General features: G+C 45.3%; 13 protein-coding genes and 1 pseudogene. 7 read left to right on the forward strand and 7 right to left on the reverse strand.

The annotated features are described in order from the left end of the window. Positions 1 to 311 precede the first annotated feature (311 nt). The 3 genes from RIC07_RS36845 to RIC07_RS36855 all read left to right on the forward strand — a co-directional run bounded on the left by RIC07_RS36845 (position 312) and on the right by RIC07_RS36855 (position 4,491). Positions 312 to 890 carry a Uma2 family endonuclease gene (locus tag RIC07_RS36845; RefSeq protein WP_446398833.1) on the forward strand — a complete coding sequence of 193 codons (579 nt, stop codon included), beginning with the start codon at positions 312 to 314 and terminating at the stop codon, positions 888 to 890. Between the two features lie 850 nt (positions 891 to 1,740). After that, entirely contained in the window at positions 1,741 to 2,496 is a 756-nt protein-coding gene (locus tag RIC07_RS36850; protein WP_446398834.1) for an acetylornithine aminotransferase, read from the forward strand. 504 nt (positions 2,497 to 3,000) lie between these two features. Then, positions 3,001 to 4,491: a peptidoglycan-binding domain-containing protein gene (locus RIC07_RS36855; RefSeq protein ID WP_446398835.1), complete on the forward strand. Its 1,491-nt coding sequence runs from the start codon at positions 3,001 to 3,003 to the stop codon at positions 4,489 to 4,491. 349 nt (positions 4,492 to 4,840) lie between these two features. On the opposite strand, the gene RIC07_RS36860 is transcribed toward RIC07_RS36855, so the two are convergent. Further along, complete coding sequence (locus RIC07_RS36860; protein WP_446375794.1) at positions 4,841 to 4,993, reverse strand: hypothetical protein; 153 nt, start codon at positions 4,991 to 4,993, stop codon at positions 4,841 to 4,843. A 153-nt stretch (positions 4,994 to 5,146) separates the two neighbouring features. Between RIC07_RS36860 and RIC07_RS36865 the strand changes: the two genes are divergently transcribed. Then, complete coding sequence (locus RIC07_RS36865; RefSeq protein ID WP_446398836.1) at positions 5,147 to 5,497, forward strand: hypothetical protein; 351 nt, start codon at positions 5,147 to 5,149, stop codon at positions 5,495 to 5,497. A 38-nt stretch (positions 5,498 to 5,535) separates the two neighbouring features. On the opposite strand, the gene RIC07_RS36870 is transcribed toward RIC07_RS36865, so the two are convergent. Beyond that, positions 5,536 to 5,745 carry a hypothetical protein gene (locus RIC07_RS36870; RefSeq protein ID WP_446398837.1) on the reverse strand — a complete coding sequence of 70 codons (210 nt, stop codon included), beginning with the start codon at positions 5,743 to 5,745 and terminating at the stop codon, positions 5,536 to 5,538. Positions 5,746 to 5,851: 106 nt separating this feature from the next. On the opposite strand from RIC07_RS36870, the gene RIC07_RS36875 reads away from it, so the two are divergent. Beyond that, on the forward strand, positions 5,852 to 7,669 hold the full coding sequence (locus RIC07_RS36875) for a tetratricopeptide repeat protein (protein ID WP_446398846.1): 1,818 nt from the start codon (positions 5,852 to 5,854) through the stop codon (positions 7,667 to 7,669). A gap of 416 nt (positions 7,670 to 8,085) precedes the next feature. Here the strand turns inward: RIC07_RS36875 and RIC07_RS36880 are convergent, their stop codons facing one another. From RIC07_RS36880 to RIC07_RS36890, 3 genes are all read right to left on the reverse strand, one after another. Continuing rightward, positions 8,086 to 8,433 carry a DUF5615 family PIN-like protein gene (locus RIC07_RS36880; RefSeq protein WP_446398838.1) on the reverse strand — a complete coding sequence of 116 codons (348 nt, stop codon included), beginning with the start codon at positions 8,431 to 8,433 and terminating at the stop codon, positions 8,086 to 8,088. Beyond that, entirely contained in the window at positions 8,430 to 8,744 is a 315-nt protein-coding gene (locus RIC07_RS36885; protein ID WP_446398839.1) for a DUF433 domain-containing protein, read from the reverse strand. Before RIC07_RS36885 ends, RIC07_RS36880 begins: the two co-directional genes overlap by 4 nt. Positions 8,745 to 9,007: 263 nt before the next feature. After that, on the reverse strand, positions 9,008 to 9,850 hold the full coding sequence (locus RIC07_RS36890) for a YaaW family protein (RefSeq protein ID WP_006098602.1): 843 nt from the start codon (positions 9,848 to 9,850) through the stop codon (positions 9,008 to 9,010). 83 nt (positions 9,851 to 9,933) lie between these two features. On the opposite strand from RIC07_RS36890, the gene RIC07_RS36895 reads away from it, so the two are divergent. Continuing rightward, complete coding sequence (locus RIC07_RS36895; RefSeq protein WP_446398840.1) at positions 9,934 to 11,010, forward strand: NAD(P)/FAD-dependent oxidoreductase; 1,077 nt, start codon at positions 9,934 to 9,936, stop codon at positions 11,008 to 11,010. Between the two features lie 380 nt (positions 11,011 to 11,390). Beyond that, a complete protein-coding gene (locus tag RIC07_RS36900) occupies positions 11,391 to 12,248 on the forward strand; it encodes a hypothetical protein (RefSeq protein WP_446398841.1) in 858 nt (285 codons plus the stop codon). Between the two features lie 325 nt (positions 12,249 to 12,573). On the opposite strand, the gene RIC07_RS36905 is transcribed toward RIC07_RS36900, so the two are convergent. Together RIC07_RS36905 and RIC07_RS36910 are read right to left on the reverse strand one after the other, a co-directional pair. After that, entirely contained in the window at positions 12,574 to 13,818 is a 1,245-nt protein-coding gene (locus tag RIC07_RS36905; RefSeq protein WP_446398842.1) for a CCA tRNA nucleotidyltransferase, read from the reverse strand. Next, positions 13,808 to 14,065, reverse strand: a pseudogene (locus tag RIC07_RS36910) (RRXRR domain-containing protein); the annotation flags it as partial. The pseudogene RIC07_RS36910 and the gene RIC07_RS36905, both read right to left, overlap by 11 nt.

Here is a 14,065-nt window from a genome sequence, read left to right on the forward strand (position 1 = left end):
CTTTGAGACATCCTGTTGTTTGCACGGCACTGCGGTACTCCTACCCGAACACCCAGCCAGCATTGATGGCGTAGGGGTTATCGTGTCTGTCTTAATCTTGCTTGTCGTTTTTTGACTACAGACGAGCCATCAATGCTAAGATTTAAACCTAGAATAAAAAGCGCGATCGCGAGTCATCTTACTCCCATTCCGGCATAAAACTATGGAACTAAAATCTAGCACTGATAAGGATTTCAGCCATTAACATTACCTAGTCTTATAGTGGGAAGGGAGTATACAAAGCCGTGCTAAATTGAAAATCATTATATCCCATGAACAATTTATTACCCGTCATTTTAAACTTAAAACACGTTGGCTTAAGCGATGAGCAATTTTACCAACTCTGCCAAGCTAATGAAACATGGAAACTGGAACAAACCGCTAAAGGAGAATTATTGATTATGCCTCCCGTTGGTGGAGTAAGTGGCAATCGAGAATCCGATTTAATTACCGACGTAAACCTGTGGAATCGTCAAACTCAACGGGGAAAAGTCTTTAGTTCATCAACTATCTTTCGCTTACCCAACGGTGGAAAGCGTTCTCCTGATGTGGCTTGGATAGCAAACCAACGCTGGGAATCCCTAACTCCCGAAGAACAAGAAAAATTTCCGCCAATTTGTCCAGATTTTGTCATTGAACTCCGTTCTCGCACCGATTCTCTATCCGACTTACAAGAAAAAATGCAGGAGTATCTCAATAGTGGCTTAAAATTAGGCTGGTTAATTAATCCCCAAGCCCAACAAGTCGAAATTTATCGTCAAAATCAGCCCGTTGAGATTGTCCAGTTACCCGCGAGTTTATCCGGAGAGGATGTCTTACCTGGATTTATATTAGAGTTACCAGTTTTCTAAGCCAAAATCCTGTCAATTTCCTCTCCCCACCACAAGACTTATTTAGCAGACCCTAGATTAGGTTGGGTTTGTAGCTGAGAACGGTGCGTTGCGGCGCAAAGATTCCAAGTTATTTTTCACATTAACCCAAGCAGGCGCCTAACGCACCCTACTGGACTTCGCTCAACCCAACCTACAATCTATAGTTTCTGATTATTTACACTGGGCAATTGTCCCCCGTTCTGGAGATAAGAAAACCTATATTCTAACACCCAAATAGCCCTTCTCAATTTTGCTTGCGTTCGTAGTGGGGAACCTTAGCCCTAGATTCTGTTGGGTTGAGCGAAGTTAGGACACAGCAGTGCCGTATTCCTACCCTAACCCAGAAATCATTGATTGCGTAGGGGCACGATACCATCGTGCCCTTCTCAAAACTCCACACTTTTTATGTATTGACAAAAAGACCAATTTAAGCAGTCTGCCTTGTCTGGCGATAAAAACTCCTGAATTTTTACCAACTTTTCTATATTTACACCTGAACCGTTAATCAATTATTCTCGATGAATCGTCAATAACGAGACAGCCTATTAACGCCGGAACCTCTGGCAGCAATATGGCAAAATCGATTCACGATCAAGATTCATAGATTTGTCTAAATCAGTTGTGAAATAGGTGTGGGATGAAAAGCCTTATCTAGCAAGCTTTTCCGCCCTATCAAGTTTCATAAATCATTTAGATTCACTCCATAACTGAAACAGGCACTTATCCGTTCCCGTTTCAGAGTCTCTCGGTGTTTTGTAAGGAGAGTTAAATTAAAATGGTCGCAAGCGCAACAGTTCCAACAGATAGTCGGAAGTTTTTAACCGACAATTTGCTTCTCTACGTTTCTCCCAACGGTTCCGACGAAACTGGTGATGGAACGGAAGCAAAGCCTTTTGCCTCTGCCGATTATGCTGTCGTTTGGGCAAATAATAACTGTGATTTCGGTGAGCGGTTTGACCTGTATGTTAAGCTAGCTCCCGGAACCTATGATGCCATACAAATCTACGGTCAAGCTGCCCGACAGATTTACCTAGTTGGTGAACCTGACGATCCTGGAGCTGTACAGGTCAAAGTTCTCAAAGAAGAAGCAGTCTATGGACTCTCAGTCGCTTTTTACTCATTTGTCCATGTGTCCGGTATCGATATCGCTTCGATAATGGTTACAGGCTTCTCGCACTTGATCGTTGATCAGTGTTATTTGTCTCCTTCGGTAGCCCCAGCACTCGTTCTGTGTAGTAATCACAGCACTATCGATTTTGACTCGGCGAAGGTGAAAGCAGGACGTATCGGTAAAGGCGAGGAGAGTACCTGTTACCGCTGCGAGATTCACTCCCATATCGAAGTGGAACAGCTAGAATACGAAGCCACCGTTGAGTGTAATACATTCTGCGAGGCAAAGTTCCTCTCATCTATCTATGTTTGCGGGGATTCAAAAACCAAGAACAATGTGAAAGCGAAGCAATTGGCTCGTGCTATCACCCAGAGCATTGTTTGCGATTCAGATTTTCTGCCTGAAAAATCATCAACGGCAAATCTAGCTACGTCTGGTGGACTTGTTGATGATTTAAATGATTCTGGACTCTAGTCTAGAATTAAAATTTCATTGTCGATCATGTTAAACTTTGTTAGAAGATAAACGGAGGTCAATTCATTATGAGCTGGAATTGTTGTAATCGCACTCGATGCTATGGGGGCTGTACTCGTCCCTGTAACCCAGTGGGTTCTGGTTGTGGTGGTTATCGTCCTCAGTTTGGCTCCAGTTGTTACAATCCATGCGGTAGCTGCTATGGCAGTGGTCGTTGCGGTAGCCGCTGTTATTGATAGAAGATAATCAGGTTATTGTCACTTAACCGGATAAATAAAATAGCGTAAAAGGAGAAAAGCTTTTGGCATTCTCCTTTTTTAATTTTTTTATACAACTGGGAACGGTGTGTTACGGCGCACAAATTCCAAGTTATTTTTCGCATTAACTAAAGCCAGTGCCTAACGCACCCTACAGGATAGGTTCAAATTCCTGACAGCTTAAAGAAGTTAGCAACTTAGGTTATAATAACTCATCGTTAAATAAAAACCCTTAATCAATACCCTAATGAAACTCACCGATATTATCCATCACGATATTGTCATTCACTTAGATACCCTCAAGACTGACCCAGAATTAGTCCAGCAAATCCAAACTCAACTGAATCGCTTAGGATTTTACCCCGGTGGTTCCTGGCTGGATGGTGCTTATGGCAACCAGACAGAACAGGCAATGACTGATTTCAGTAAATCGGTTTACCTGAATAACATGGATAGTGGGAAATTTGGCAAAGGCTGGGCGCAAAAACTCCTGCCGGAAAAACCCAAACCTCTTCCCTCGCTCAAAGACAAAAATAAAGACACGATTTATCAAACCTTCTTAAAAGAATCCGTTAAGGGAAGCATTGACGAACCCGCCCTATTTTATAAAGGAATTGACACCTCTCCCTACAAAACTCAACTCAAAGACTATGCCGCCCGTCTGATGCAGAAACCGGATGGCAAAACATTGGTTTCGGTCACCAAAGATACCGCCCACTTCCAACCTTTTCCCCCCGTTGGAAAACTCCCCGATATTGATGACCAAGGTTTAAGCTTTTTGCATCCAGAGATTACCGAAGCTTGTCTCTGTGTCGGCAGTTTTGTTAACGGAGACTTCAAGACCAAATGGCTCGGCAGAAATGCGCTGAGTAAAACGGAGTTTTGGAGTAGTAGTAAAATTATCCCCATTCTCAATGTTGTCTCTCGCAGCAATACCAACGCCTTTCAAGTAGATATTGATAACTGCCTGATTCGAGGCAGAGATTTAAGCGGGCAATACCGAGAATTCTCGTTCCATGATGTGCTTAAAGACGTTCTATCCTACGACAATCGCATTGCTTCATCCAACTCCCTAGCCGCAATGTTAAAGCAATTTTCGACTCCCGCCGAGTTAGAGAATTGGCTGAAAAGTATGACGGGAAATCAAGACTTGATTTTCACGGGACGCTATGGCGAAGAACCGTTTATCCCAGAACCCGAATTATCAACGCAACCCCCTCAAGGATGGTGGCGTCCCCGAAATGTTATTCTCAAAGGCGTATCAGAACGACATCGCGGCGAAAATACGATTACGGCTTATGATTTAACTCGAATGATTTCGATGTTGGGTTGGCATTATCACATCCCCCAATCCTCACGATTACCGGGTGCCCAATGGCATAGTTTAGAATCGGTGATTCGGGCGATGGGTGCAGATGCGGCACGTTTAACCGATGTGGCATTAGAGGCATTAGATTTGCAGGATAAAATTAGTTCTCCGGTGATTATTTCTAAACTGGGAAATGGTGTAACTCAAATTCGGAATCGGGCGGAAGCGGTTTATGTGGCGCTGGTTCAGTTTATTCAACCCAGTACAATGGGTGTGCCAGAGTTGGTGACGTTTAGCATGGCATTAAAGGGGGCAAAGCGTTTAGAACCTAGGGATGCGAAGCGTGAGGTGGTGGAATTGGATGCTAGGATAGCAACGGAAGTGACGGAAATTATTCGTCGAGGAGCGTTAGGGGAATTGGGTTCATGAACCCCGCCCTACTTCGTGAGGACGGGGATTGGCAGAGATAACCTGTCAGGAAGTCATGAATAAGGGCATGAGCCGGCATCCCGCTATCCCTCCTCGCCCTACGAGAGTTGAGGGCGAGGATTCCCGCGATTTTGTTGAATTAAGGCTGGTGGGCATTGCCCACCCTACGCTATATCAAGGTTGTAGCTTGGGTTTCGACTTCCCTCAACTCAACAAAATCTAATGCTAGGGTTCCTCTACTAAATCTAATGCTAGGGTTCCTCTACTACAAATTTTATGACGAATTTAATCCTGCTTCAAGTTAATTGGATTATAGGCTAAGGTTCCCCTACTACAAACGAACCTAATACTACCCATCCTCCTCCCGCGCTTGCTGAAGTAAACAATAAATCGCTAAACCCGCCGCCGCAATTCCTACAAAAGCCGAATAGGTGTACAGAGTCACGACAAATGTACTCACTTCCAAGGTTTTTAGTAAAAGTTCAGAATGCTTCCTATTCATCACAATCGGGTTGAATGCTTTACTCTTCCATCAAACACCCCCGAATCCCAGGTTTAATCCCAATCCCAACCCCGTGTTAACCACTTTGTCCCAAGTTAGTCTCAAGTTAGTCCCAGGGCGGATGATTGCCCTTGATATACTGAGAAAAAGATTGTGCGATCGCGCATGTCCAGAGGTACAAGGGTTCATCCCGACTATATCCCCAAGCTGAAACAAGCACTCAGGCGCAATGGCTTCCCGCGTCAGATTGACTTAGCCGAAGCCGTAGACGTATCGAAAAACACTGCATGGAACTTTCTCAACGGTAAACCAGTTGACCACTTAAACTTTGAGGAACTCTGTAATAAACTCGGCTATGATTGGCGAGAGGTTGCCGATTTGGGGGAAAATCCCGAAACCCAAAATGTGCCAAATGTCAATCCCGATTCCCCATCTAACCCATCTGCTGTAGGGGCGGGTTTAGACACTAACTCAACAACATCAACCCCTAATATCATGTCTTAACGATTGCCCATAATTGCAATGCTGCAATAACAGGGGTTTCAGGCGTTTTTATTAGGGGTGTTTGACCGGACATGATATGACGCCTCAACAAAACCCGCCCTCACCACCGCAACCAACCCAACAAACACCTTTAACCCACCATCCCCAAATAACGTAGGGGCAGGTTTAGACGCTAACTCCACAACATCAACCGCCAACGCCTCAACAAAACCCGCCCTCACCCCTCCCCAAACCCGACTAATTACCAATCAAGGATTCCCCACAATCCCCGTTTGGCAAGGGCGCGACGAACTTCTTACCCGATTAACCGCCAAACTCCGCCAACCGAATACTCCCTTAAAAGTATTAGCATTAATTGGACAAGGCGGAATCGGCAAAACCAGTTTAGCGGTGAAACTGCTGGAAACATTAGGAATTGAATTATCCAGCCGCACTCCAGTCACTAATTGTCCCTATCCCTTGGTGATATATTTCCAGGTACAACTGGGAACCAGTTTTGATGATGTAACGGAATTTCTGTTGCGGGATGGATTCGGGATTGAGACAAGGGAATGGTTACAGCGTACCGAGGAAAAGATTGCCAGAATTATTCAGGGATTCGCCCAACAACCCTGTTTATTCCTACTAGATAACCTGGAAACTATCTTACATCCCGCCAACCATCCCCAAGCCAGACAAGCCAGACAAGCCATGTCCCCAGAGTGGGGTCAATTCCTCAATGCTTTAGTCTATCAACAGCATCAGTGCCAAACTATTATAACCAGTCGAGACATCCCAGCTGATTTCACTGATCCGCGTTATGACAATACAGAACCGGATTCAGAATTAGTGCATATCGAAACAGTAACGGGTGTGGCGACAAAGGCGGGGATAGAAATTCTGCGCCAGCGTCATTTACGGGATAAAATAGCCGATTTGCAATGGGTGTCAGCAAAAGTTGAGGGACATGTTTTTCTATTAACCCAACTGGCGGCGGTAGGAAAAGGGAAACCGGGATATCTGCGGAAGCATCCAGAGTTAGTGACGAAAAAGGCTGAACCGATTCTTCGAGAACAATTGATGCGACAAAATGAAGCAGCGCGAGATTTACTGCGTCGAATGTGTGTGTTGCGGGTGGGGATTGATTGTCAGGGGTTAACCTTTTTGCGGTTATATCAAGATAATGATTCCCGGTTCGAGAAGGCTGTACGAATGGCAGAATCGGTGATAAAAAAATACCTGAGACGGTGGGGGTATTGGGATTTGTTTAAGAACCTATATGAACAGTTACAGCCTCATGTTGATGAAGATACGAAAGCCTACTGCTTGATGGGGATAGGAGAAATGTATCGCGATTATGGCAAGTTTGATCAAGCACAAATATATTTACAGGATGCTTTATCTATTTCTCAAAAGCAACAGAATAAAAGTAATATTGCTAAATCATTAAGTATGTTAGGAGATCTTGAATGTCTTCGGTATAATTCGGAAGAAGCAGAGCGTCTTTATCAAAACAGCTTAGAGATATATAGAGAATTAGGTGATCAACAAGGTCAAGCAATTTCCTATGGTCAGTTAGGAAACATCCATAAAAACCGAAGTAACTGGGATCAAGCAGAGCAACTGTATCGACAGTATTTACAAATTATGGAAGAGTTGAATCAGCGTGATGAAATAGCAACGGGTTACGGTTGTTTGGCAGATATCGAGAGCAATCGTGGCAATTTCAAGGAAGCCGTTCGCCTGTATCAGCAATCGTTGAAATTAAGGATAGAATCAAATAATAAACTGGGAATAGCTGAGTCTTTTGGCTGTATGGGACATATACAACGTGCTTATGGCAACTATGATGAAGCCGAACAATTTTATCAGCAAGCACTCCAAATAATGACAGAATTAGATAAGGACGATGGTATTGCGTTAGGAATTTATTCTCTTGGATCAAATGAACTGGCAAAAGGAAATTTGCCGAAAGCAGAATCACTATTAAAAGATGCTTTAACCAAAATGGAAAAATTGGAAATAAAACATTATATTGCCATGGTCAACTATGAGTTAGCAAAACTTGAACGTCAACGCAGTAATATTGACATTGCCGAAAACTATTACAACACAGCCCATCAACTTTTTGTGCAATTAGGAGCAGTTCAAGATTTGGATGAAATGGAGCAGGAGTGGCTTAATCTTCTCTAGCTTAAGCCCTGAACGAAAGGACTCTACTCTTCGAGAACCGCTATCGCGCAAGCGTCACGCGAACGGGTTGAAAGTCTTGAATGTAGTAAGCTTTAGCTTACTTTAGCTTTAAGCCGGAAATTTATTTCCCGGCTATACTTCGATTAGGGCGCACGTCGGTGCGCCCCTACGGGATTGTGATAGTGTTGTCCTCGTTAACGGAATGCGATCGCAGGTGTATTTTAACCCGCGCAGGCGGGTTTTGTTTGTGTAGCTGCGGTTTCTAACCGCCCAGCTTTTTTTCGGTTAGGGCGCACGTCGGTGCTCGGTTAGGACGCACGTCGGTGCTACGGGATTGTGATATTGTTATCCCCATCAACGGGATGCGATCGCGCTGAAGCGCAACTACGAACGGTGCGATCGCATTCTACCAACTCTCACAACGGTAAATATTCCACTTGGTTAGTATAATCCTCTAAATCAGTCGCTTTAGCAATTAATTCTAGATCACGCACACAAATACCAATCGTAACCAACAACTGATGAGCATAAATAACGCCAGCAAACGGTATTCCTTCTACCTGACGACGTTGTGCTTCTATCAATAAATCTCTGTCTTGGGAAAACATGACCCGCCCCAGTTCCATCGCCCGATCTAGTAAAATATCATCGGGTGTGTTCCGTCGGTCATCATCCTGAACCGTTAAAACATCCACCCCACGCCGACGCAACCCTTCACTAATCGCTTTATGCACATGTTCGTCCATATAGAACGCTACAGTCACACCAGTAATCCTTTTGCTCTCAATTTAACCGCCACAGGAGAGACTCCAGCTTCCTTTTTTACCTGTTTTGCCCAGCGCAGACTTTCCTCTATTTCAGCATCAATGGCTTGTTTATGATCCCAATAGTAAGCCAATGCTGAGTAAATTTGGCTCATCGACAAGTAGGGATGCTGAACCTGCAATTCGTCCGCACTCCAACCGTAAGCCATTTGTGCCATGACTAACTCAATAACTTTCATCGTTGTCCCTGTTAGGATAGGCGCACCTTGATCATTAAGCTGGATGTACTTATATTCAGTGGTTGTTGCCATGGGTTTAATCGGTTCAACGTATTTATTTATCCTATCCTTATCGCTGGTTAAATTCTATTTGTTACCCCAGTAGTTTTGTTGCTTCGATTAGGGCGCACGTCTATGCGCCCCTACAGAATGTGTGATATTGTTTTCCTCCTCAACGGAATGCGATCGCGCTGAAGCGCAACTACGAACGGTTTTGTTCGGGTAGCTGTGGTTTTTAACCGCCCAGCTAACGTCTCAACTCCCCTAAAAATATTGGCATTAATCGGACAACGAGGCTACACCGGTTCCCAACACTCGCTCCGCAGTAGGCGAATTTGGGCTAATGCTAGGATAGTGGGAATAATCCGACCATAATTTGTCGCGATCGCACGCCAGCCTAAGTCGGCGAAGAAATAGCCCCACAATACGGGTCCGACAAAGGCAAATAAAGTGCGAGTTGCCCCATAACGCGCTGCATTCGCTGCCATTCCCCGCTTCGCAGTTTGCAGCACCAGGTAATTCTGAAACTGAGTCGCTGCTGCTGCACCTCCCTGAACCGCCGCTTGTTTTGCCACTTGATAACGGGCAAAATGGATGGCAAACTGACGCGCTACCTGTTTAAGAATAATCGGCTTGACAATCGAAGACACAGCTAACGCCGAACCCCCTTTAATCAACAAATCCATCGGGTTGTGCTGGATATGTGCGGGTAACGGTTGGGATTGATTCGACTGGGCTAATGAGCGCTGTACCCGCACAGTAAGCGATTTTTGTTCCGCTGGGGGTAATTTTTTCCAAGCGCGACTCATCAGATTAAGAAATATTTCTGCTTCCAGATCGGTGGTGGATAGTTTTTTGGAATAAGGAATCTTCAGGTAACGGCACACCTGAATCAGCGCTTGTCGGTACGTGAAGTCGTTCGTGCGCCCCTTAAGCACCGTCATTCCATCAGCGGCTAAAAAGCGAAACCGTTGCTCTAGAGTATCCAACCACACCTGCCGATCTTGACTTTGAACGTCGATAGGTTCAGGGGTTTGCAGATAGTCTAGGGGATTAAACTGACGACGGAACAAAATTTGTGTCAGTTGTTGTAATTCGTCTTCCGTTGCCAGTTCTAAGGCGCTTCTGAGTTCATCCAATGGTATTCCCTCCAACCCCTATAAGCCCTACTGTTCTCTATTCTACCTGTATACTAACTACCAACCGGACAGGAGAATCTGTAGTGTTTGATATTGCGATTATCGGTGCAGGTATGGCAGGACTAACCTGCGCTCAACAATTGTACCAAGCTGGGTATCGAGTCGTTGTCTTAGAAAAGTCTCGTGGCGTGGGTGGGCGAGTGGCAACTCGGCGGATTCAGGGAATTCCTGTGGATCATGGTGTGCCGTTTCTAGAGGCGAAGGGCAAGTTATCCCAGCAACTGATTCAGACATTGTGCGATCGCGGCATTCTTCATCGTTGGACAGATAATCAAGATGAGTCTGAATGTCCCTCTCCTCGGTATGTCGCCCCCACAGGTATGACAGCTATTGCCAAATATCTGGCTCAGAATTTAGATATCCGCTTCTCCTGCCGCGTCTGTGCGATCGCGCCTACTCCTGAACAAACCTGGCAGATTACCTATCATACACCTGAGGAAACTGACAACAACTTAACCACCGCCGCCGTGGTTATGGCGATTCCCGCCCCCCAAGGATTAACAGTGCTGGAACCCTTAGAAAAAGAGTTCTCCTCTAATTTATTAGAGAGTCTACGGGCAGTGAAATTTAACCCCTGTTTGAGTATCATGGCGGGTTATTCCAGTCCCCAGCAACCGCCATTAACGTCAGGCTCGATCAACTGTTCACCCGATGATAATTTAGCCTGGATTGGTGTAGATAGCAGCAAACGGTCTGATTCGACTTCATTAATATGTGTGCTTCATAGTACGGCTGAGTTTGCTCAACATTATCTAGAGGCTGCCGATTTACAGGAAGCGGGTCAACAGTTACTCACTCATGGGGCGCAATTGCTCGTTCCTTGGCTCAAGACTCCGGATTGGTTCCAAATCCATCGCTGGCGCTACGCCTTTCCCAGAACTCCCGCCGATAAAGATTGTCTGGTGACAACTACACCCTTACCCCTTGTATGTTGTGGCGATTGGTGTGGGAATAATTTAATTGAAAGTGCGATGAAGTCTGGATTAGCCGCAGCCGTTAAGATAAATCAACAATTGCGGCAACTTTCCTTACCCGATCAAGTCATAAGTGTTGTCGGGGCGGGTTTGATTACTATCCTTTCTTGCTGCACCCAGATATGACTAAACCTGCCCAGTGGCGTCAGGGCGGGTTTCCGAGAAAAACATCATGAAATTTTCTCTCGGTGAAAATAAATTCATTGGGTATTTATACCCTGAAAAAATTCTTCATAAAAGCTTTATATGCAATTGACGAAAATTATATTAAATTAAATAAAAGAGAGAGCAAAATCAACTCAAGTACATAAAGCCTTCATCTATCCGATGAACTTTAAACGGCTCCAATGAATTGCTCTTGAAGATCAGGTGCGCTACAACTTCATACTCCTTTCGGGGTTAGAGCCGTTAATTCATAAACAGGGGTAATCTGCAAAACCGTTGAAAACGGCTGATACACCTTGAGTATCACCACAAACGCAGGTAACTTTTAGAGGGAACTACCAATGACAACCAGTGCAACTGCCATCAAATTCATTCTTACACCCGTAGCACTTTCAGCAGCAGTATTTGCAACCTTGACTCTACCCCTCAATCTATTCGGTTCCAAACCCGTGACGGTTCAAGTTCAAGAAGAACCGCTTTTTTTTGGCGAATTGAAAGACTTTGCTCCTCAGTATCTAGGGGTAGCGGGTTTACTGAGCGCAGGTGTGGGACTCACAAGTGTAGCCATGATGGGGTGGCAACAGTCAAATCGGAAATCGGCTGTCGTTGAACAAAAACTTGCCAAGTTAGCCCAGACTTTAGACGAAAAGCAAAAACTGCTCGATAACATCAGAAGCTCACAATCTCAGTTAGATGCGTCTGGGCTACAAAACTGGTTGGATAAACAGGCGACAGAATTAACCAGTACAACAGTAAATCAAGACACTCAGACACCTGCACCCGTAAACGCGATGGAGCAAGACACTCCAGAGATAGAAGAAGTATCGTTGCAAACCGCATTAGAGGAACAGATATCGTCTCAAGCGAATTCAGCACCAGTAGATGTGATTGAGGCGCAGCCGCAGATGGAACCGCAGGTTATTAGCGAGCAACCGATTACCTCTGCTCAAGTCAACTCGATGCAAGCACTAGCCGTATCCTTAGCATCAGCTCAAGCTGTCTTCGGTAATACCCCAGCCCAAGATACACAACCGTCATCGCCAACAACCTCAGAAGTTGAGAGAATAGACCATCAACTCGAACAAATGATGGCACAGATTATCTCCATGCGGCAGGCGCTACAGTCAAATCAGTATGCTGTTCAAAATACGGTTGAGGAAGATAGCGAACGGCATCACGGTTTAAAGTTAGTCAGTTAGGAAAAAAGGGAAATGGCGTAGCACAACTAATATAGTGGATAACGCTTATATCCCAACACTGTAGGGGCGCACCGACGTGCGCCCGATTTAATTGGCGTGGCGGTTGCTATAGAATATAGGGCTAAGGTTCCCTACTACAAGCCTACCGCAGCTTAGGGATAAGCTGTCATGCATTTAAATTGGGTATTAGTAGCGAGCAAGATGCAAAGCCTGCGGCATGGCTTCGCTTAACGCACTACCATCCTTTCGTCATTATTGACATTAAGGTTTAAATGCCGAACAGCTTAATTGATTCGGTAGGGACACGATACCATCGTGTCCTAATCTATAGAAGTCGCTGAGTGGCAAATTCTAACGCCTCGTCACGAGTCGAAACTTTGCCTTCAATCCTGGCAATTTGAATCTCTGTTAGTAACTCGCCAATTTGAGGACTCGGTGGTAACTTTAACTGTTGCATCAAATCATGACCCTTGACTAAGGGAGTCGGATGAGCGACTTGATTCTCTGGGTTTAAATAACGATTGATTAAGGGAGCGATTGACTCAACCAATACCCCTTCGGCAACCGCTAGAACCGCTAAAGCGGGAAAAACTGACCCGACAGCTTGAAAGAAAAAATACTGCTCTCTTAAACTCATGGGCGAGGTGACATGAGATAAAAGTTGGGGTAAGTATTGAATCATAATCAACACTGCCCGAATTTCGGCGCGGCTGTATTTTAACTGTAAAAGTTGGGCTTCTGCTGGTTCAACCTCAGAGGGTAATACGTTCGTCAATTTTGCTAAACTTAACCACGATAAGGATTTGCCACTGACTGGGGTTTTCAGTTGGCTGGCTAATGTCTGCCATATTTGAGCCAGTAGAATCGCGGCGTTATCCGTTGCAGCGATTTGGGTGAAGTTATCAGCCTTTGTATCAGGAAACCAATGGTGAAGTAATTGATCCTGCCAAGCGGCGGTAAGCCAAGGTGTTCCTTGCGGAGATTGTAGTAGGTAGTTTAATTCAACTTGTACTCGTTCGGCTGCTATGTTTGCCAGTAAGGGAGCCAATTGACGAATTGTTGATTGAGTCGTGGGTTCTATCGTAAAACCCAGTTGAGCGGCTTGGCGATAAGCCCGCAGTAATCGTAAGGGATCATCCTGGAGATTCGCCGGGGATACCATGCGGATTATACCTGCACGACAATCGGCTACACCCTGCAACGGATCAATAATTTGCTGGGTCTGGGGATTATACGCGATCGCATTAATGGTAAAATCACGTCGATACAGGTCAGTCTCTAGGGTTTCCCCTTCCTGTTGAGCGATGTCAACGGTGGCGGTATCAAAAACAACTCTGGCAATCTGTCGCGCTTCATCCAGCACCACAAACCCAGCTTTGTAATGACTTGCCAGCTTACGAGCGACTTTCACCGCGTCATGGGGAACCACAAAGTCCAAATCCAAATAGTCAGCCTGTCGCCCCAGCAACGCATCTCGTACCGCACCACCGACTAAGCAGGCTTGAGGCGGTAGCCACTCTAGACTGAAGGGAAACCTTTCAGGAGACAGAACCGATAAGTCAGAATTCATCGTATATCTCGTGAGACTCCGGGTTCAGCGAAGCAACCCGGAGAGGGATAGAGGTCAAATCAACCCTTCCAACAAGGGGAGATTTGACAATCCAGTCGCAGGCACGACATTTCGACTTCGCTTGGCGGCGAACGATTAACCCCGTGCTTCGCTGCAACAACCGGACTTTCTTGGCAGTAAACTGCCCAAGTCTTTTCCAGCTAGCATCGCTAACTGAAACCTGCTTCTCAGTGTCTCCAGAACACCA

Source organism: Coleofasciculus sp. E1-EBD-02 (assembly GCF_040218245.1).
GTDB lineage: Bacteria > Cyanobacteriota > Cyanobacteriia > Cyanobacteriales > Coleofasciculaceae > Coleofasciculus.